This window comes from Rhizobiales bacterium NRL2 (assembly GCA_001664005.1).
Taxonomy (GTDB): Bacteria; Pseudomonadota; Alphaproteobacteria; order Minwuiales; family Minwuiaceae; genus Minwuia.
In genome coordinates this window covers 2767453-2787399 of sequence record CP016093.1, presented here as the reverse complement: position 1 = coordinate 2787399, position 19947 = coordinate 2767453, and the positions used below count along the sequence as shown (strand labels likewise).

Sequence of the window (19947 nt, the reverse complement as noted above, 5' to 3'; positions counted from 1 at the left end):
ACAAGCGGGGAAAATCCATGACCAACGTGGTCGTCGTGGGCGCCCAGTGGGGCGACGAGGGCAAGGGCAAGATCGTCGACTGGCTGTCCGAGAAGGCGGACGTCGTCGTGCGCTATCAGGGCGGCCACAATGCGGGCCATACGCTGGTCATCGATGGCGTCACCTACAAGCTGGCGCTGCTGCCCTCGGGCATCGTGCGGCCCGGCAAGCTCTCCATCATCGGCAATGGCGTCGTGCTCGATCCCAAGGCGTTTCTGGAGGAGGTCGCCCGCCTCAACGCCCAGGGCGTTTCGGTCACGCCGCAGAACCTCAGGATCGCCGCCAATGTCTGCCTGATCCTCGGCCTGCACCGGGACCTCGACGCACTCCGCGAGGAGGCCGCGGGCCGGGGACAGATCGGCACCACCCGGCGCGGCATCGGCCCGGCCTACGAGGACAAGGTGGCGCGTCGCGCCATCCGGCTGGCCGACCTGAACGACCGCGACACGCTGGAAGAAAAGATCGAGCGGTTGCTGGTGCACCACAATGCGCTCCGGCGCGGGCTGAAGCAGCCCGAGATCGATCCGGCCGATGTCCTGGCCGAACTGGATGCGGTCTCGGAGGAGATATTCCCCTACGCGGACCATGTCTGGCGGACACTCGACCAGACGCGCCGTCAGGGCCGGCGCATCCTATTCGAAGGCGCCCAGGGCGCGATGCTGGACATCGACCACGGCACCTATCCCTTCGTCACCTCGTCCAACACCGTGGCCGGACAGGCGGCGACTGGATCGGGCACCGGACCGCGCACCATCGATTACGTGCTGGGCATCACCAAGGCCTACACCACCCGCGTCGGCGCGGGGCCGTTCCCGACCGAACAGGACAACGAGGTCGGCCGCCGCATGGGCGAGCGTGGCCACGAGTTCGGCACCAACACCGGCCGCGCCCGGCGCTGCGGCTGGTTCGATGCGGTCATGGTGCGCCAGGCGATCCTGACCGGCGGCATCGACGGCGTCGCGCTGACCAAGCTGGACGTGCTCGACGGCTTCGAGGAGTTGAAGGTCTGCGTCGCCTACGAGATCGACGGCCAGCGGATCGACTATTTTCCCGCCAACAAGTCCGAGCAGATGCGGGTTCAGCCGGTTTACGAGACCTTCGAGGGCTGGTCGGCCTCGTCCTACGGCGCGCGTTCCTGGAGCCAGCTTCCGGCGGCGGCGGTCAAGTATGTCCGCGCCATCGAGGAACTGACCGGCGCGCCGGTCTCGCTGCTCTCCACCAGCCCCGAACGTGACGACACCATCGTGGTCCGCCACCCCTTCGAGGGGTAGGGACTTCAGGAACGCCGGTGCGCAGGACCATGTCGGGGGCTTGATTCTCCGAACCGGGTCATGCCCGCCTTGTGCGGGCATCCGGTCTGAAGACAAGCGGAACCTGTCCCGGCGTTGCCGGAACCGTTCACCGGACCCCCGCACAGGGCGGGGTGACCTTCTGAGCAGAGTGTACTGGCCGACCTGAATGGCAGGACTTGGAGCGGCGGTGGTAAAGGGCTGGGTTCTGGGGCGTGGGACAGTCCTACTCCGCGGGGCTGGGTTCTGGGCGTTGGACGATCCTACTCCGCCGGCGCCAGGTCCAGTTCGGGCGTGTGGTCGCCACGGCCGGAGCCGTCGCCCTTCCGGCGACCGTGCACCGCCTGGCCGACGCGGACGCCGAGCGCCAGCAGGCAGGGCGTCACCACCAGCGTGAGAATGGTCGCGAAGCCGAGACCGAAGGCGACGGCGCTGGCGAGCTGCACCCACCACTGGGTCGACGGCGCGCCGATCGCGATGGTGCGGGTGAAGAAGTCGATATTGGCCTGGAAGACCATCGGCATCAGGCCGCAGATCGTCGTGATGGTGGTCAGCAGCACCGGTCGGAGACGCTGGGCGCCGGTGCGCACGATCGCCTCGTAGCGGTCCATGCCCTGCTTCTCCAGATGGGCGTAGGTGTCGATCAGGACGATGTTGTTGTTGACGACGATGCCCGCCAGCGAGATCACGCCGACGCCCGTCATGACGATGCCGAAGGGCTGATCCATCACCAGAAGGCCGATCATCACGCCGATGGTGGACATGATCACCGCGGTCAGGATCAGGAAGGCGCGATAGAAGCTGTTGAACTGCGTGACCAGGATGATCGCCATGATGAACAGGGCGATGACGAAGGCCTGCATCAGGAACTGCATCGACCTGGCCTGTTCCTCGTCGGCGCCGCGGAAGGTGATCTCCACGCTTTCCGGGATGTTCTGGGTGTCCAGCCAGGCCTTGATCTCCTGCACCTTGTCGTCGACCAGCACGCCCTCGGCCACGTTCGCCTTCACCATCAGCCGGAACTTGCCGTCGATGCGCTCGATCTTGCCGACCTTCGGTCGGGCCTCGCGCTTGACGAAGTTCGACAGCGGCACCGAACCTTGGGGCGTGTTGATGTTGAGATTGTCCAGCATGTCGAGATTGCGGTACTCGACGGGGAAGCGGATGCGGATGTCGACATCTTCCTCGGCGTCGTCGGGCAGGTAGTCGTCCGCGAGCACGCCGTTGGTGACGAACTGGACATAGGCGCCGATGGTGGCGACGTCGACGCCGAAGCGGCCGGCCATGGCGCGGTCGACCTCCAGTTCCCACTGAATGCCGGGGAGGGGGCGCGAGTCCTCGATGTCCTGCAGGTCGGCGACCTCGTTCTCCAGATAGTTGCGGATCCGCGCGGCCACCGGGTCCAGGCTCTCCCGGTAGATGGAGGTGATCTGGACCTGGACGTCCTTGCCGGTGGGCGGACCGGCCTCGGGCTCGCGCGGCTCGACCACGATGCCGGCGATGTCGGATGTCAGGCGGCGGATATGCGGGAAGATCTCGTCGACGGAGCGGCGGTCTTCCCAGTCCTTGAGTTCCAGGTTGATGATGCCGATGACGTCCTCGGATATGTCGGAGCCGTCCTCGTTGCGCTTGCCGGCGCGCGTGTAGACCGACGAGAAGTCATCCAGCGTCAGGATCCGGTCCTCCACCTGGCGCACCAGCGCATCCTGCTCGCGGACCGACAGATTGCCCCTAGCATGAACGTAGACCAGCGCCTGCTCAGGCTCGACGTCGGGGAAGAACTCGACCCCCTTGCCGAAGGTCCCGTAGGCCACGTTGACGCCGATCAGGGTCGCCACGGCCAGCGCGACGATGACCGAGGGCCAGAGCGCCGGCCGCTTCATCACGCCGGAGAGGAACCTGGCGTACATGCCTGTAAAACCGGGAATTTCCCGGATCGATCCGGATTCCGCCATGGCGACCGCGCTGTTCTCGCCGGTCGGGCTCTTGCCGAAGATCGAACCCAGCGTCGGCACGAAGATCAGCGCCATGAGCAGCGAACCCGAGAGCGTGGTGATGAGCGTCAACGGCAGGAACTGCATGAACTCGCCGACCACGCCGGGCCAGAACAGCAGCGGCATGAAGGCGGCCAGCGTGGTCGCCGTGGAGGCGATGATCGGCCAGGCCATGCGCTTCGCCGCCAGGGCGTAGGCGGTCCGGCGGTGCTCGCCCTCGGCCATCTTCCGGTCGGCGAATTCGGTGACCACGATGGCGCCGTCGACCAGCATGCCGACGGCCAGGATGAGCGAGAACAGCACCACGATGTTGATGGTGAAGCCGAACAGGAACAGGTAGAGGATGCCGATCAGGAACGAGCCCGGGATGGCGACGCCGACCAGCAGGGCGGAGCGCAGGCCCAGCGCGGCGACGACCACGATCATCACCAGCAGGATGGCGCTGATAACGTTGTTCTGCAGGTCCGTCAGCATGGTGCGGATCTGCTGGGAGCGGTCCTGGCTGAAGGAGACCTCGACGCCTGCCGGCCATTGCGTGGCGGTCGCGCCGACCATGGCCTTCACCTGGTCGATGGTGTCGATGATGTTGGCGCCTAGGCGCTTCTTGACCTCCAGCGCCACTGCCGGCTTGCCGTCCAGGCGGGCGAAGTTCTCCACGTCCTTGAAGGTGCGGCGAATGGTGGTGACGTCCGCCAGCGTGACCACGGCGTCGCCGTCGGTCTTGATCGGCAGCGTCAGCACGTCCTTCGCGGTCTTGAACAGCGCCGGCACCTTGATCGCGAAACGGCCATTGCCGGTGTCCAGCGCGCCGGCGGCCACCAGACGGTTGTTCAGATTCATGGTCTGGACGAGCTGCTGCTGGTCGATCTGGTAGCTTTCCAGCTTGGCCGGATCGATGATCACTTCGAGCAGCTCCTCCCGGTCGCCGGCCATGTCGACGCCGAGGACGTTGGGCAGGCCCTCGATGCGGTCCTGCAGGTCGCGCGCGACCTTGAACAGCGCGCGCTCGGGGATGTCGCCGGACAGCGTGACCACGATGACCGGGAACAGGCTGAAATTGACCTCGTGGACCTGTGGCTCGTCGGTGTCGTCGGGCAGTTCGCTCTTGGCCAGGTCGACTTTCTCGCGGACGTCGTCCATCGCCTGGTCGGCATTGAAACCGGCATCGAACTCCAGCACCACCGAACCGAAGCCATCGGCGGCGATGGAGCGCATCTCCTTCAGTCCCTCGATACCCTGAAGTTCCTGCTCCATCGGGCGCACCAGCAGACGCGACGCGTCCTCGGGGCTGATGCCCTCATGGGTCATGGAGACGTAGAGGATGGGGATGTTGATGTCGGGATCGGACTCCTTCGGAATCGCGATGTAGGCGGCGGCGCCGGCTGTCAGGATCAACAGCAGGGTGGCGATGACGGTCCGCGCGCGGCTGATGGCCGCGTCGATCAGGCTACTCATCATGGGCGCTGGTCCTGGCTGCCGGCGGCCCGGGCCACTTCGACCGTCTGGCCCTCGCGCACGTATTCCTGCCCCACGGTGATGATTTCGGCCGTCTGCGGCAGGCCGGCGACCCAGACTCCATCGGCGTCGTCAGCGATGATCTCCACCGGCTGGAAGCGCACCCGGCGCTCCCGATCCACCGTCCGCACGCCGACATCGCCCTGGTCGTTGAGTGTCAGGATCGCGGGAGTCAGACGGTGCGCCGGGGCCTCGCCGGCGGCGAGCTGGATCTCGGCGGTGACCCCGTCGCGGATGCGCCGCTCCGCGTTGTCGGCCTCGACCTCGATACGGAAGGTACGGGTGCTGGCGTCCGCGGTCGGCGAGATGAAGCGGACCGTGCCCTGGACCGTGGCGCCGTCGACCAGCCGCGCCGTGGCAGGCGCCCCGACCTCGACCAGGCCGACCTCGCGTTCGGAAATGTTGCCCACGATCAGGATCGGATTGCGGTCGACGATGGTGGCCACCGGATCCCCGATCCGCAGGAAGGCGCCGAGCTGAATCGGCCGGACGGCGATGACGCCGTCGAATGGCGCGCGGATGGTGAGTTGTTCGATCTCGACGGCGACGCGCTTCTGCGCGGCGCGGGCCGCATCCAGCAGCGCCTTGGCCGTGGCGACCGAAGTCTCGGACTTGTAGCCCTTGGCGGCCAGCTTGACGGCGGCGTTGTACTCGATCTCGCGCTGCTCGGTCAGGGCCAGCGCTTCGAGGCGGCGCGCCTCGCGATCCTCGGTGCTGAGGCGGGCGATGGGGTCGCCAGCCTTCACGGTCTCGCCCTTGGCCTTGTAGAGCTTGACCACCTTGCCCTCGGCCTCTGCGCGGAGGTCGACGGTGCGAACCGACTCCGTGCGGCCGCGCACGATGATCTCCATGGCGTGGGGACGGGCCTCGAAGACCTCGGTCTGCACGCGCATGATCTCGCGGTCTTCCGCCGGGGCAGTCAGTGCCGCGGTGGCGCGTTCGGCCCGGTCGTCGCCGGCGTCGCCCTCGCCGGCAGCCTGCGTTTCCGCGGCGCCGTCACCTGATGGCTGCTCGATGGCCTGGGCGATCTCGTCCCGGAAAACGCCGGTGGCGAGCCACCCGACCGCCAGCACGGCGATCACGACGGCGATGATGAAGGAGCGGTTCAATTCGGTTACTCCCCTGGCAGGGTGTCGCGCCTTCAGTCGCCCGCGGAGCGGGCAAGCAGCGCTTCGGCTTCGAGCAGGTGGCGGTTGTCGTTCAGATAGTCGCGTTCCGCCCGGTAGATTGCTGCGCCGAAGCCCCGCATGAACTTGTCGACGTTCGATATTGCGTTGCCGTGACATTCGGCGAGACCGTCGATCTTCGACTGCAGTTCGCCCAGCCGGTTGTCGATCAGCCGGGAGACCCGGGCGGTCGACATCAGGTCGGAGAACATCAGCATCGCCAGGAACTCGGAGCGGATCCGGTCCTTGCGCGGTGGTTCGGAAAGCGCGTCCAGGAAGACCATGCGGCCGGCGGACGTGATGGTGTAGATCTTCTTGTCGGGGCGGCCGTCCTGCGCCTGTTCGGTGCAGGTCACCAGACCTTCCTCGGTCATCCTTGTCAGGGCCGGATAGATCGAGCCGAAACTGGCCTCGTAGAAGTGGCTCAGATCATCCTCGAAGGTCTTCTTGATTTCATAGCCGGTGGCGTCCCCGAATGTGAGGATGCCGAGGCAGAGGGTGCGGATATCCATTTACGCTCAACGCCCGATAGTCATTTGATGCAGACCGATATATATAGGATCGATATAGAATTGCAATCATGGCCGCGTGCGATTCCCGTGTCTCTGCCGGAAGGTTAGGAATGTTTCAACGTCTGGCGTGTATCCTGCGCCGGTTCCACAACGCCTGCGGACAGGTTGATGAGCCTCGAGGTCTACCGCGATCCCAGTGACCGGGATCTGAAGGATCCGCGCCTGCTGCGGCTGCGGCGGTATTGGCACGGCCTGCAGGCGGACGGGCGGCTGCCGTCCCGCGATCAGGTCGACCCGGCCGATCTCGTGCCGGTGTTGCCTGTGATGTTCCTGATCGACGTGCTGGCGCCGGGCGGCTACCGCTATCGTCTGGTAGGCACCGAAGTCGTGGCGGGCATGGGCTATGACATGACCGGGCAGCTTGTCTCCCGCGCGTATGCCGGACCCGACTGGAACGAGGTGCGCAAGGACTACGAGTTCGTGATTCAGGAACACCGGCCCTGCCTGACGGTCAACGACGTGGTCCTCAAGCCCGCGCGTCTGCGCAAGGTCTACCGCCGCCTGCTGCTGCCGCTGGCCAGCGATGGCGAGAACGTCGACGTGCTGATGGGCGCGGTGGTCTTCGTGCTCTGAGGCGTCATCCCGAACTGCTGGCGGTTTCCGCATCGGGCCGGTCGAACACGTCCGCCCTGAGCCGCGTGCCGAAGCCTGGACCGTCGGGGGCCGTGACGCGGCCGTCCGCCACCTCGGGCAGGTTTTCGGCGATCTCGTTGTACCAGCCGAAATAGAAGGCGCGGACGAACTCCTGGATCAGCGCGTTCGGCATCGCCAGGACGAAATGGACCGAGGCGGCGAACTGCAGCGGCCCCGTGCAATCGTGCGGCGCGACAGGCAGGCCGCGGGCCTCGGCCACGGCGGCGATCTTGCGCGCCTCGCTGAGGCCGCCGCACCAGCCCAGGTCGGGCATGACGACATCGACGAAGCCGGAGTTGATCAGCCGCGTCCAGTCGCGCAGGCCGCCGACGGTCTCGGAAGCGGTGATCTGGGCATTGGTCGCTTGCCTGAGGCGCTGGAAACCTTCCCAGTTGTCAGGCCGGATCGCGTCCTCGATCCAGAAGGGGCGGGCGTCCGTCAGCGCCTCGGCGATGCGCGCAGCCGCCGGCGGCGACCAGTGGCCGTGAAGCTCGGCCATGATATCCATTCGATGGCCGACTGCCCGGCGGATCTTGCGGAACGGCTCCAGCGCGTCTTCCAGTTCCGCCGGGGAGATGTCGAAGCCGCGGCTGCGTTCGGCGGCGAAGTCGAAGGGCCAGATCTTCATGCCCGTCACGCCCATCTCCAGCAGGCTCTCGGCGAGGTCGCCGGCTTCGGTCAGGAAGGCGTCGAGATCCTCGTAGGGCCCCTCGGCCTGCGCGCTCATGCCCCAGTTGGCCGTCACCTGGCGCGGCGCCTCGCGGACATAACGGTAACCGGCGCAGGTGTTGTAGACGCGGATCGAGGGGCGCGCGAGGCCGCCCAGCAGGTCATGGACCGGCTGCCCCGTCGCCCGGCCGACGAGGTCGTGCAGCGCCATGTCGATGGCGGAGCGCCCGCGCATTTCCGCCCCCGAGCCGGAATAGCCGACATAGGGTGCGAGATCGCGGTTCAGCGCGTTGATCTGCCGGGGATCCCGACCGATCAGAATGTCCGCGGCGGATTCGTGGACATAGGCGACGGCGGCGCGCGAGCCGAAGAAGGCCTCACCCACGCCTTCCGTTCCGTCATCGGCCGTCAGCCGGACCCAGAAGAGGTTGGGGAATTCACCCAGCCGGAGCGTGTCGACCTTGGCAATGCGCATGGGAAGACGCTAAGCCGCACCTGACGCTGCGGCAAGCGCCGTTCGTCTCACTCCCCCGGATCGGGCTCCGTCATCGCCTTCGGATCGATCCAGCGGTCGTAGTCCTCGGCGCTGACCGCGCCGCTCTCCAGCGCCGCCTCCCGTAGCGTGACGCCCCTGTCATGTGCCGACTTGGCGATCTTCGCCGCCGCGTCGTAGCCGATATGCGGAGCGAGCGCCGTCACCAGCATCAGCGATCGTTCCATCAGCTCGGCGATGCGCTCCCGGTCGGGCTCGATGCCGGCGATGCAGTTGTCCGTGAAGCTCTGCGCCGCGTCCGCCAGAAGGCGGATGGAGTGCAGCACGTTGTAGGCGATGACCGGCTTGAAGACGTTGAGTTCGAAATTGCCCTGGCTGCCGGCCACGGTGACTGCGGTGTGGTTGCCCATGACCTGGACGCAGACCATTGTCAGCGCCTCTGCCTGGGTCGGGTTCACCTTGCCGGGCATGATCGAGGAACCGGGTTCGTTCTGCGGCAGCTTCAGTTCGCCCAGACCGGAGCGCGGGCCGGAACCCAGGAAGCGGATGTCCTGGGCGATCTTGAACAGGCTGGCGGCGATGGTGTTGAGCACGCCGGATATCTCCACCATGGCGTCATGCGCCGCCAGCGCCTCGAACTTGTTGGTGGCAGACTCGAAGGGCAGATGAGTGATTTCCGCGATCCGCTCCACGAACGTCTCCGAGAACCCTGCGGGGCTGTTCAGGCCGGTGCCGACGGCGGTGCCGCCCTGGGCCAGCGGGTGGAGGCGGGGCATGGCGGCGCGGATGCGGTCCATCCCCAGCTCCACTTGCCGGGCATAGCCCGAGAACTCCTGGCCGAGGGTGAGCGGCGTCGCATCCTGCAGATGCGTGCGGCCGATCTTGACGATGTCCTCGAAGCTCCCGGCCTTCGCCGCGAGCGCCTCCTGCAGGTGCCGCAGCGACGGGACGAGGGCAATGCGAAGCTGTTCCACCACGGCGACGTGCATCGCCGTCGGGAAGGTGTCGTTGGAGGACTGGGAGCGGTTGACGTGATCGTTGGGGTGGACGGGATCCTTGGCGCCCATCTCGCCACCCAGGATCTCGATCGCCCGGTTGGCGATCACCTCGTTGGCGTTCATGTTCGTCTGGGTGCCGGAACCGGTCTGCCAGACGACCAGCGGAAAGTGATCGTCCAGCCGGTTCTCGGCGACCTCTTTCGCGGCAGAGACAATGGCTTCGCCGATCTTCCGGTCGAGAAGATTGAAATCCATGTTGGCCATGGCGGCGGCCCATTTCACCAGTCCCATGGCGCGGATGAACGAGGGCGGAAAGCGGTCGGTGCCGATGCGGAAATTGCCCAGGCTGCGCTGTGTCTGCGCGCCCCAGTAGCGTTCGGCGGGCACTTCGGTGATGCCGAAGGAGTCGGATTCCTGACGCGTGCCGCTGGACATTGCTGGTTCCCCCACCTGTAGACGTTCCTTCAATGAAATCGGCACGCGGCCGACCTTGCGCAAGATACCGCCATTCACCGGGCCGCACCGGCGGCTGCGTCGGTTCCGCGCATCCAGATCGGCGGGGACGACCGCATCTAGGGAGGACATGTCTCCAGCCGCCCGGGCAGCAGGGGAAACAAGAAAGAGCCTATGGCCAGGAAAAAGAAGAAGAACGACGGCAAGCCCATCGTCCTCATCACCGGCGCTGCGGGCGGTATCGGAACGGCGCTCGCCGAAGCGCTGTCCGACCGCTTCCGCATCGTCGGCATGGACATGCCGGGGCTCGAAGCCGCCTGCGAACTGATCGAGTTCGACCTGACTGATGACGCCTCGGTCGCGGAGGCATTCGAGAAGTTCCGCGCCCGCCACGGCGGGCGCATCGCGTCCGTCGTTCATCTGGCAGCCTATTTCGACTTCACCGGCGAGGATCATCCGCTCTACGACGCGGTCAATGTCGATGGGACGCGCCGGGTGCTGCGGCGCCTGCAGGACTTCGAGGTCGAGCAGTTCGTCTATTCCAGCACCATGCTGGTGCACGAGCCCTGCGAACTGGGCGCCATGATCGACGAGGACTCGCCGATCGGGCCGAAATGGGCCTATCCGAAATCCAAGGCCGAAACCGAGACGGTGATTGCCGAGGAACACGGCGACATACCCGTCGCGATGCTGCGTCTGGCCGGGATGTACGACGGCCAAAGCGCCATCCCGACATTGTCGCAGCAGATTGCGCGCATCTACGAGCGTGACCCGAAAAGCCATCTCTACGCCGGCGATCAGCGCGCGGGGCAGGCGGTAATCCATCAGGACGACGTCGTCGAACTGTTCCGCCGAACCGTGGAACGCCGCAAGGATCTGCCCGAATGGTGTCCGATCCTCGCCGGTGAAGAGGCGGTGATGAGCTATGCCGAGCTGCAGGACGAAATCGGCCGCCTGATCCATGGCGAGGGTGACTGGACGACAGTGACCGTACCCGCACCGGTGGCGAAGGCCGGCGCCTGGGCCGAGGTCAAGGGCGAGCCGGTGATTCCCGACGACTTCGACCATGGCGAACCGCCGTTCATCCGGCCCTTCATGGTCGACATGGCCAGCGACCATTTCATGCTCAACACGCGCAAGGCGCGGGATCTGCTGGGCTGGGAGCCCCGCCGGCGTCTGCGCGAAGAACTGCCCCGGCTGGTCGAGAGCCTGAAGGCCGACCCGGCCGCCTGGTACGACCGCAACGGCATCGTCCAGCCTTACTGGATGCAGGCTGCCGAGCAGAAGGTCGACAACGCCGAGGACGTCCGCGCCCGCCACGAGGCGCAGTTCCGCCGCGAGCACCGCAACAATCTCTGGGGCCACTGGACGAACATGGGGCTGGCCTTCTGGCTCATGACGTCGCCGCCGCTGCTGGATTACCAGGACCCATGGATGGTATGGAGCGATGTCGCCTCGGGTGTCGCCCTTCTGGTCTTCGCATTCATTTCGCTGTCCTGGCGCCACGCCTGGGCGCGCTGGGTCACGGCCGCTGTCGGCATCTGGGTGATGGCCGCGCCACTGGTCTTCTGGGCGCCCTCCGGCGTGGCCTATCTGAACGGCACCCTGGTCGGCATGCTGGTGATCTGCTTCGCGGTCGCCGTGCGCCCGCCGCCCGGCGTCACCGCCGTCGCTTCGCAGACCGGACCGACCATTCCGAAGGGCTGGCCGTTCTCCCCGTCGAGCTGGTACCAGCGCGTGCCGATCATCGTGCTGGCCGTGGTCGGACTGCTGATCTCCCGCTATCTTGCGGCCTACCAGCTCGAGGCCATTCCGGGCGTCTGGGAGCCGTTCTTTCCGGGCAACGAGGCGGGGAAGAACGGGGCCGAGGAGATCATCACGTCAAGCGTCTCCGAAGCCTGGCCCGTGCCGGACGCCGGCCTGGGCGCGCTCACCTATGCGCTGGAGATCATCGTCGGGCTGATCGGCTCGGCCCGGCGCTGGCGCACAATGCCGTGGCTGGTGACCATCTTCGGCATCATGATCGTGCCGCTGGGCGCGATCTCGATCTTCTTCATCGTGATCCAGCCGATCATGATCGGCACCTACTGCACGCTCTGCCTGATCGCTGCTGCCGCCATGCTGATCCAGATCCCCTATTCGGTGGACGAGCTGGTCGCGACCGGCCAGTTCCTCGTCCGCCGTCACCGGGCGGGCCGGCCCGTGCTGCGTATCTTCTTCACCGGCGACACCGACGAGGGCGAATGGGAGGAGGTCTCCGATGATTTCGAGCGGGGTCCGTGGCGCATCTTCCGCGAGATGGTGATCGGCGGCGTTTCGCTGCCGTGGAATCTGGCGCTCTGCCTGCTGGCCGGCGCCTGGCTGATGTTCACGCCGCTGGTGCTGGGCTTCGAGGGGACCATGGCCAATGTCAGTCACCTGGTCGGCTCCGTCGCCATCACCGTGACGGTCACCGCGCTGGCCGCGCCCCTGCGCGCCGTGCGGTTCCTCAACCTGGTGCTGGCGGCCTGCCTGCTGGCGACGCCGTTCATGATCGGCGCCGGCATGGCCGGCTGGGCGTCATGCATCGGCAGTGCGCTCGCGCTCACGGCATTCAGCATTCGCCGCGGCCATATCCGGGACAGCTTCGGTTCCTGGGATCGCTGGATCTTCTAGCTGCGGCGCAGCACTGTGGCGGCGGTCACGCTTCCCACGCTGAAAACCGCACTTTTCCACGTGGTTCGTGGCGGTTTCCATGAACGTCAACACGCGCTTAACCATGTAGCGAAGTCATCTTCCGCTCCGTCCAGCGGGCCGATCGAGGCCGCCGGCGGGAGAAAGGAGCTGAAGATGACTTACGAACTGATGACCGAACGGCTGGGCGCGAGCGCCCGCGGCGCCTTCCTGCTGTCCGAAATGGCCGGTGCGGCCTGCAGCGCCCTCGAGCGGTTGCGCGAGCGCCTGAAACGGGCCGCCGCCCGGCGCAGCGAGCGCCATGAACTGCTGTCGCTGCCGGCGCGCCAGCTGCGGGATCTGGGGCTGGACCGGATGCATCTGGACGCGGGCCTGGTCTTCCGGCGGGACTGGTAGGCGCCGCGCCCCGGCCAGAGTCAGACGACCCGGCACGAGCGTGAAGGATTCGGGGCGGGCGGAGAGCGGCTGTTCGCCGCTTCCGTCCGGCCGCGCCGTTTCCACGCTGCTTCACACGCTGTTCACAACCGGCATCCGGTAGAGCGTCCTCCGTGAGGGCAAGTCACTGAAAGGAAAGATCAGTACCGAATGCCAAGCATGTACAAGCGCGTCGGCGGCGCTGCGACCGTCAAACGCATCGTCGCCGAGTATCACGCGGGACTTCGCGGGGTTCCGTATTTCAGCTCACGCTTCGAGAACACTGATATGGAGGAGCTGGCGGATCGTCACCGACGCTTCCTCACCTGGGTTCTCGATGGCCCCGCGGCGTTTGACAGTGCCGAGGACCGCCGCCGGGTCGCCGAACGCCGGCTTCCGCCGGAAGCGTTCGATGGCGCCATGAGCGTGCTGCGCAGCGTGCTCGACCGCCATCTCGGCGCCTCCGCCGACATCGAGCACGTGATGCGGGCGGTCCAACGCCGCGAGCCGCTGCTTGTGAATCCCGACGATGAAGACGGCTAGCATCCAGGCGACCGGCGTTCTTGGCGCTTCTGAAGCGGGCGACGCGAGGGTATCGTTCGCTGCCATGAGCGGGAGATTGGAACTGCAGTGTCTCGGGCGCCTGGAACTCAGGCGCGGCGGGGAGGTATTGCCGCTGCCGCGATCGCGCAAGACCCGGGCTCTGCTCGGCTATCTGGCGCTGACCGACCGGCGTTACAGCCGCGACCGGCTGGTTTCGCTCTTCTGGTCCGTTCCCGACGACCCCAGGGGCGCGTTGCGCTGGAGTCTCAGCAAGCTTCGTATCGCGCTCGACGAACCCGATCGCCGGCGGATCCTGGCTGACCGCGATACGGTCGCGCTCGACCTTTCCGACGCGGATGTCGATGTCATCCGGCTGCGCGACCTGGTCGATGCCGGACTGGACGACGTGAAGACGGAGACGTTGCTGGCGGCGGTGGAAGCCTTCGAAGGCGAGCTGTTCGCGGGGCTCGACCTGCCGGATTCCCACGAGTTCCAGTTCTGGCTGGTTTCGGCGCGGGAAAGCGCCGCGGGCATCCGCGCGAAACTCGACCGCGAACTGCTGCGGCATTTCGCCGACGACCCGGCGCGCGGGCTGCCGCACGCGCGGGCGCTGGTCGATTTCGACCCCTATGACCAGGAGGCGCAGGGAGCGTTGATCACGGCGCTCTGGCGGATGGGCGAGACGGGGCGCGCGGAGGCGCAGTACCGCCAGATCCTGCGGGAACTGGAGCAGGAGGGCATCGACGCCGCCGTCCTGCGGAACGCCTGGAACGAACGGAGCGCCCGCCGGACCACCGCTGCATCGCCCGCCGCCTCCGATGCGCCGGAAGCGGCGTTGCCTGTTGCGCCCGCGGAGGTTGTCGGCGTCGCCGAACCCGCGGCGGCCGAAGAGGCGGCGTCGATCCTGCGCCGGCCCGCCGTGGCCGTGCTGCCCTTCGACGACATGTCCGGCGATCCCGACAAGGCGTATTTCGCCGATGGCATCACCGAGGAGATCATCACCGCCCTGTCGCAGTGGCGGTGGTTCCCCGTCATCGCCCGCACGTCGACCTTCGCCTATCGCGGGCGGAACCTGCCGGTCGAGGATGTCGGGCGGCAACTCGGCGCGCGTTATGTGGTCCAGGGCAGCGTTCGCCGCGCCGGCGCGCGCGTCCGGGTCGTGGCACAGCTCATCGACGCCGAGTCGGGCCTTTCGATCTGGGGCCAGCGCTATGACCGGGAGATCAGCGACATCTTCGAACTGCAGGACGATATCGCCACGCAGATCGTGGTCGAGATCGAGCCTGAGGTCGCCCGGGCGGAACGCAAGCGCACGGAGCGCCGCCAGCCGGATTCGCTCGATGTCTGGGACCTGAATCTCCGGGCGCTGGCAAGCATCGACCGCGGCGGACCGCGCGACCTGCAGCGCGCGCTCGAGACGCTGGACCGCAGTCTGGAGATCGAGCCGCAGAGCAGCTACACGCACGCGCTCCGGGCCTATGCGCTCTACAACCGCTCCCTGATCAACTGGACCGACGACCCGGTCAGCGCCGCGACGCGGGTCATGGACGCGGCCCGGCAGGCGGTGGAGCTGGACGACAAGAACTGGCTGGGCCACGCCCTGCTCGGCATATCGACGATGTGGCGGCTGCGCGACTACGACGGGGCGGGCGCGGCCGAGGAGCGGGCGCTCGCGCTCAATCCCACGGCGCCGCTGGCGCACCAGTTCCTGGGCTGCGTGCGCAATTTCGATGGTCGCCCGGCCGAGGCACTGCCTCATCTGGCCTATTCGTTGAAGCTCAATCCGGGACCCAGCTCGGCCACGCTGCTGCTGGCTGACATGTCGCTTTCGCATTTGCTGGTCGGCGACCTCGACCAGTCCGTCACCTATGCCCGGCGGGCGATCAGCCGCTACTGGGGCAACACCCGCGCCTGGGAGCGGCTGGCGGCGGCGCTCGGCCTTCAGGGGCGCACGGCGGAGGCGGCTGAAGCCTTCCAGCAGATCGTCGGCCGGGGCGGCATGCCGGGCCCCGAATATTTCACGACGACCTATCCCTTCCGCACGGACGAGCACCGCGACAGGCTGCTGGGCGGCCTTTCCGAAGCGGGGCTGACGCTCTGACCACGGCGGTTCACACGCTGCCCCGTCCGTATTTCCACGACTGACCGCGACAAACCCACGGGCGCTGCCACGCGAAAGCCAACGGGCCGCCCGCAATCTCCTTTCCAGCGACGGAGGCGCGACGCCCCGTAGCCACCGGGAAGGAGAAACGATCATGTACTACCACAACTACACCTACGCCGACACGCTGGCCGCCTCGGCGCGCGTGAACTGGCAGGTCGAGGACATCATCAACGACGGCAAGCGCCTCGACTTCTCGCGCCGTTTCATGCCGGAGGCGCTGGCGCGGGTCGAACCGCTGACCATGCTGAACGACGACGAGCGGCGCATCCTCAACCAGGTCCGGGGCAATGCCTATCTCGGCATCTTCGGCCTGGTCGAGGAGTTCATCCTGCCCTTCGTGATGGACCACGCCCGTCCGCAGCTCGACGTCGACGACCACCAGACCCGCGCGATGCTGCAGTTCGCCACCGAGGAGGCGAAGCACATCCACCTGTTCAAGCGCTTCGCCGCGGCCTTCGAGGCCGGCTTCGGGACGCGCTGCGACCTCATTGGCCCGCCCTCGGCGGTCGCCGAGTTCGTTTTCGGCCACCCGCCGCTCGCGGTGGCGCTGACCATCCTGCACATCGAGTGGATGACCCAGCGCCACTACGTCGAGAGCGTGCGCGACGACCTGGATCTCGATCCGCTGTTCCGCAGCCTGCTGCGCCATCACTGGATGGAAGAGGCCCAGCACGCGAAGCTCGATACGCTGATGGTCGAGACCATCGCCGCCGGCCTCGACGAGGCGGGTATCGAGGCGGGTGTGCAGGGCTACGCCGCCATCGGCGCCTTCCTGGACGAAGGACTGCGCCAGCAGACGGTCTTCGACCTCGACGCCTTCGAACGGGCCAGCGGCCGCAAGCTGGAATGGCCCGAGCGCGAGGAGATCGCCGAGCAGCAGCATCAGGCCAACCGCTGGACCTATCTCGGTTCCGGCATGAGCCACCCGAACTTTCTCGCCACGGTCGGTCATCTGAGCCCGGCGGCGCGCGAGCAGGTCGAGGAAATGGCCCCGTCCTTCTGCTGAACCACAAGTCAAGCAAACCACCACAACCCATTGACATGAAGGAAAAGACAATGGCTGACACCACACAGAGCATGGACCTGATCAACGGCATCGACATCGCGGCCCTGGCCGGGGTCGCCGAGGCCGTCGCCGCCGACCCCGCGGAGGGCAAGTTGGGTTTCCGCGTGACCACGGGCTGGTGCGGCGCCACGGCGAGCGAGACCCGTATCGAGGGCTACGAGCTGGCCGGCAAGCACGTGCCGAGGAACTTCACGCTCCGCGTCGACGAGCCGACGGAACTGCTGGGCGGCGACAGCGCGCCGAACCCGCAGGAATACCTGATGACCGCGCTCAACGCCTGCATCATGGTCGGCTATGTCGCCGGCGCGTCGATGCGGGGCATCCGTCTCGACAGCGTCGAGATCGAGACGACCGGCGAACTCGACCTGCGCGGCTTCCTCGGGCTCGATCCCCAGGTGCCGGCCGGCTACGAGGTCCTGCGCTACACGGTCCGGATCAAGGGCGAGGGCACCCCGGAGCAGTTCAGGGAGATCCACGAGAACGTGCTCGCGACGTCGCCCAACTACTTCAACGTGACCCGTCCTGTCCCGGTCGAGGCCACCCTGGAAATCGCCGGCTGACCTCCTCCCAGTCACCACGGCGAAGCTGCGCCCCCGGATCCTCCCCGTCCGGGGGCGCATTTCTTGTGCGCCGCGCCGCCTTCGCTAGGATGGGGCGGACGATTTCTGGGGAGGAATTGACGACATGGACGAATGGTTCGCGAAGCGGCGCATCGGCGATCTGCCGAAACGCGCCGCGGCGCTCTGGGGTGAGCGTCTCGCGCTGGTTCACGAAGGCCGGCGCTTCACCTACGAGGCGTTCGACCGGGAGGTCGACCGGGTTGCGAAGGGGTTGATGGGGCTGGGCGTGCAGGCCGGCGAGAAGGTCGCCGTCTGGATGACCAACTGCCCGGAGTTCATGTTCCTGACCTACGCGGTGACGAAGGTCGGCGCGGTGCTGGTGCCGCTCAACACCCGCTACCGCACCGTCGATCTGGGCTATGCGGTGGGGCAGTCCGACAGTGTGATGATGATCGCGGTCGAGCGTTCGGGGCCGGTCGACTATCGCGAGATGATGGCGGCCTGCCTCGCCGGCTACAGCCGCGACGGCGACCGGATCAGCCATCCCGAATACCCGAAGCTGCGCCAGACGGTGATGCTGGGCGCGCCGCTGGAGCACGGCCTCGGCTGGGACGATCTGATCGCGGCCGGGGAGGCGGTGAGCGACGAACAGCTTTCCGCCCGGGCGGCGGCCGTCGACCCGGATGCGCCCTGGGTCATCGCCTACACCTCCGGAACGACCGGCAATCCGAAGGGCGTGCTGCACAACCATATCTGCCTGCGCATGATTCAGGAGCGCGCGCTGCTCTGGAGCTACTCGGAGCGCGACGTCCACCTCTGCTATCTGCCGCTGTTTCACCTCTACGGGCTGAGCGAGGCGGCGCTTGTCGCGATCATGACCGGCGCTGCCATGGTGATGACCACGGCCTTCGATCCCGACGAGGCCATCGGCCTGGTGGAGAGCGAGCGGGCCACGGTGCTGCACGGCTTCGACACCCATTACGCGGACCTGCTGGCGGCGAAGAAGCGGACGGGCGCCGACACCTCCAGCCTGCGGCTCGCCACGTTCCCGAGCGGGGTCGAGAACTCGATCCCCGTCGCGCGGCGGACCGAGAAGGAGCTCTGCCACGTGGTCAGCGGCTACGGCATGAGCGAAACCTGGGCCTACATCACGTCTTCGCGGCTGATGGACCCGATGGCGATGCGCACCGACGCCTCCGGCGTGCCGATGCCGGACATTCAGGTCGACATCGTCGATCCGGAGACGGGCGAGCCGAGCGAGATCGACGCCCCCGGCGAGATCCGGGTGCGCGGCTACTCGGTCATGATGGGCTACTACAACAAGCCCGAGGCGACCGCGGAGTCCTATGACGCCGACGGGCGGTTCTGCACCGGCGACATGGCCCTGATGCGCGGCGACGGCTACATGCGCTTCATGGGCCGCTACAAGGACATGCTGAAGGTCGGCGGGGAGAACGTTTCCCCGGCCGAGGTCGAGGCCTATCTGATGGAGCTTTCCGGCGTCGAGCAGGCGGCGGTCGTCGGTCAGCCCGATCCGCGGCTGGCGGAGGTGCCGGTCGCCTTCATCGTGCCCGGACGCGGCGCCAACCTGACCGAGACCTCGGTGATCGAGCACTGCAAGGGCAGGATCGCCAGCTACAAGATCCCGCGGCGCGTGATCTTCACCGACGGCCTGCCGATGACGCCGTCGGGCAAGATCCAGAAGTACAAGCTCCGCGCCCAGCTCGACGCCTGACGGGGGGGGACCTACCAGCCGAGCCGTTGGCGGATGGCGGCGACCTGATCCATCTGGCGTTCGTGGTCGCCGACCAGCCGCAGCACGATGTGGCTCGCCCCGGCGTCGGCGTAAGAACGCAGCCAGTCCGCCGCGCCGGCCGCGTCGCCGCCGAAGCACGCCTGCAGCCGGCGCATCACCGGACCCGGCTGGCCGTAGTAGTTCTCCAGATAGGCGTCGATCCGACGGTCGGCGGCGGCCGGGTCGTCGTCGATGGCCAGTGTCAGGTAGACGGCGAAGGTGAGATCGTCCGGGTTCCGCCCGGCTTCCCGGGCCAGTCCGCGAACGTCCGCCCAGCGCTCGCCCAGCACATCGGGCGTCGGGCCGATGGGGAACCAGCCGTCGAAACTGCGGGCCGTGCGCTTCAGCCCGGCCGGCGCGGAGGCCGCGCCCCAGATCGGCGGGCCGCCCCTGCGGTGAGGCGTCGGCCCGAGCGCGCCGCCGGCGACCTGCCAGCGGCCTTCCCATTCCGTGTCCTCGCCCGACCAGAGCGCGCGGCACAGCCGGAGCCCTTCCATCATGCGGCCGACGCGTTTCTCGAAGGGCACGCCGGCGGCAGCGAACTCGGCGCGGACATTGGGCACGTCGGTGGCGATGCCGACGCCCAGGATCAGCCGCCCCTCGCTGATGCGGTCCACGGTCGCCGCCATGTGCGCCAGGATCACCGGGTTGCGCAGCGCTGGCAGCAGCACGGCGGTGCCCAGCTCGGCCTTTGTCGTCCGGGCGGCGACGGCGGCGAGCAGGGTGAGCGGCTCGTGGCGGGGCCGCGCCAGCAGGCTGTCACCGGCCCAGAGCGAATCGAAACCGAGACCCTCGGCGCGCTCCGCCAGCGCCAGCAGCGGAGCCGTCTCGTGCCGCCCTTCCATGACCCGTTCCCGCGTCGGCAGCAGATAGCCGATTTTCGCCATGCCCTCGTCCTCCCTGATGGCCGT

At 67.3% G+C, this 19947-nt stretch carries 15 protein-coding genes; 9 read left to right on the top strand and 6 right to left on the bottom strand.

Annotation, left to right across the window (positions count from 1 at the left end; all coding sequences use genetic code 11):
• The first annotated feature begins 17 nt into the window (after nt 1–17).
• Nucleotides 18–1310, top strand: coding sequence for an adenylosuccinate synthase (locus TEF_12975; protein ANK81604.1), 1293 nt, complete (start codon nt 18–20; stop codon nt 1308–1310).
• 281 nt (nt 1311–1591) lie between these two features.
• Here the strand turns inward: TEF_12975 and TEF_12970 are convergent, their stop codons facing one another.
• From TEF_12970 to TEF_12960, 3 genes are read right to left on the bottom strand one after another with little or no spacing between them, the layout of a single operon-like run.
• Nucleotides 1592–4777, bottom strand: coding sequence for an acriflavin resistance protein (locus tag TEF_12970; GenBank protein ANK83467.1), 3186 nt, complete (start codon nt 4775–4777; stop codon nt 1592–1594).
• On the bottom strand, nt 4777–5946 hold the full coding sequence (locus TEF_12965; GenBank protein ANK81603.1) for a hypothetical protein: 1170 nt from the start codon (nt 5944–5946) through the stop codon (nt 4777–4779). The genes TEF_12970 and TEF_12965 overlap by 1 nt, the downstream gene beginning before the upstream one ends.
• A 32-nt stretch (nt 5947–5978) precedes the next feature.
• Nucleotides 5979–6515: a hypothetical protein gene (locus TEF_12960; protein ANK81602.1), complete on the bottom strand. Its 537-nt coding sequence runs from the start codon at nt 6513–6515 to the stop codon at nt 5979–5981.
• Nucleotides 6516–6683: 168 nt separating this feature from the next.
• On the opposite strand from TEF_12960, the gene TEF_12955 reads away from it, so the two are divergent.
• Entirely contained in the window at nt 6684–7148 is a 465-nt protein-coding gene (locus TEF_12955) for a hypothetical protein (protein ANK81601.1), read from the top strand.
• A gap of 4 nt (nt 7149–7152) precedes the next feature.
• On the opposite strand, the gene TEF_12950 is transcribed toward TEF_12955, so the two are convergent.
• Both TEF_12950 and TEF_12945 read right to left on the bottom strand, forming a co-directional pair.
• On the bottom strand, nt 7153–8352 hold the full coding sequence (locus TEF_12950) for a dehydratase (GenBank protein ANK81600.1): 1200 nt from the start codon (nt 8350–8352) through the stop codon (nt 7153–7155).
• 47 nt (nt 8353–8399) lie between these two features.
• The gene (locus TEF_12945) at nt 8400–9803 is read right to left on the bottom strand and encodes a fumarate hydratase, class II (GenBank protein ANK81599.1); all 1404 of its coding nucleotides are present in this window, start codon (nt 9801–9803) and stop codon (nt 8400–8402) included.
• Between the two features lie 192 nt (nt 9804–9995).
• On the opposite strand from TEF_12945, the gene TEF_12940 reads away from it, so the two are divergent.
• From TEF_12940 to TEF_12910, 7 genes are all read left to right on the top strand, one after another.
• Complete coding sequence (locus TEF_12940) at nt 9996–12476, top strand: DNA polymerase III subunit epsilon (GenBank protein ANK81598.1); 2481 nt, start codon at nt 9996–9998, stop codon at nt 12474–12476.
• A gap of 174 nt (nt 12477–12650) precedes the next feature.
• Nucleotides 12651–12890, top strand: coding sequence for a hypothetical protein (locus TEF_12935; GenBank protein ID ANK81597.1), 240 nt, complete (start codon nt 12651–12653; stop codon nt 12888–12890).
• A 198-nt stretch (nt 12891–13088) separates the two neighbouring features.
• The gene (locus tag TEF_12930) at nt 13089–13451 is read left to right on the top strand and encodes a hypothetical protein (GenBank protein ID ANK81596.1); all 363 of its coding nucleotides are present in this window, start codon (nt 13089–13091) and stop codon (nt 13449–13451) included.
• Between the two features lie 76 nt (nt 13452–13527).
• Nucleotides 13528–15552, top strand: coding sequence for a hypothetical protein (locus TEF_12925; GenBank protein ID ANK81595.1), 2025 nt, complete (start codon nt 13528–13530; stop codon nt 15550–15552).
• A gap of 154 nt (nt 15553–15706) precedes the next feature.
• A complete protein-coding gene (locus TEF_12920; GenBank protein ANK81594.1) occupies nt 15707–16621 on the top strand; it encodes a hypothetical protein in 915 nt (304 codons plus the stop codon).
• A 50-nt stretch (nt 16622–16671) separates the two neighbouring features.
• Entirely contained in the window at nt 16672–17241 is a 570-nt protein-coding gene (locus tag TEF_12915) for an osmotically inducible protein C (protein ANK83466.1), read from the top strand.
• A gap of 124 nt (nt 17242–17365) precedes the next feature.
• Nucleotides 17366–18976 (top strand): hypothetical protein, encoded by a 1611-nt coding sequence (locus TEF_12910; protein ANK81593.1) that lies wholly within the window; start codon nt 17366–17368, stop codon nt 18974–18976.
• A gap of 11 nt (nt 18977–18987) precedes the next feature.
• On the opposite strand, the gene TEF_12905 is transcribed toward TEF_12910, so the two are convergent.
• Nucleotides 18988–19923 carry a hypothetical protein gene (locus TEF_12905; GenBank protein ANK81592.1) on the bottom strand — a complete coding sequence of 312 codons (936 nt, stop codon included), beginning with the start codon at nt 19921–19923 and terminating at the stop codon, nt 18988–18990.
• Between the last annotated feature and the right edge of the window lie 24 nt (nt 19924–19947).

Bases quoted from the DNA above. Each gene is read 5' to 3' on its own strand.
- TEF_12930 (ANK81596.1), top strand. From the start codon at position 13,089: ATGTACAAGCGCGTCGGCGGCGCTGCGACCGTCAAACGCATCGTCGCC.
- TEF_12955 (ANK81601.1), top strand. From the start codon at position 6,684: ATGAGCCTCGAGGTCTACCGCGATCCCAGTGACCGGGATCTGAAGGAT.
- TEF_12960 (ANK81602.1), bottom strand. From the start codon at position 6,515: ATGGATATCCGCACCCTCTGCCTCGGCATCCTCACATTCGGGGACGCC.
- TEF_12920 (ANK81594.1), top strand. From the start codon at position 15,707: ATGTACTACCACAACTACACCTACGCCGACACGCTGGCCGCCTCGGCG.
- TEF_12910 (ANK81593.1), top strand. From the start codon at position 17,366: ATGGACGAATGGTTCGCGAAGCGGCGCATCGGCGATCTGCCGAAACGC.
- TEF_12975 (ANK81604.1), top strand. From the start codon at position 18: ATGACCAACGTGGTCGTCGTGGGCGCCCAGTGGGGCGACGAGGGCAAG.
- TEF_12945 (ANK81599.1), bottom strand. From the start codon at position 9,803: ATGTCCAGCGGCACGCGTCAGGAATCCGACTCCTTCGGCATCACCGAA.
- TEF_12970 (ANK83467.1), bottom strand. From the start codon at position 4,777: ATGAGTAGCCTGATCGACGCGGCCATCAGCCGCGCGCGGACCGTCATC.
- TEF_12935 (ANK81597.1), top strand. From the start codon at position 12,651: ATGACTTACGAACTGATGACCGAACGGCTGGGCGCGAGCGCCCGCGGC.
- TEF_12950 (ANK81600.1), bottom strand. From the start codon at position 8,352: ATGCGCATTGCCAAGGTCGACACGCTCCGGCTGGGTGAATTCCCCAAC.
- TEF_12940 (ANK81598.1), top strand. From the start codon at position 9,996: ATGGCCAGGAAAAAGAAGAAGAACGACGGCAAGCCCATCGTCCTCATC.
- TEF_12905 (ANK81592.1), bottom strand. From the start codon at position 19,923: ATGGCGAAAATCGGCTATCTGCTGCCGACGCGGGAACGGGTCATGGAA.
- TEF_12915 (ANK83466.1), top strand. From the start codon at position 16,672: ATGGCTGACACCACACAGAGCATGGACCTGATCAACGGCATCGACATC.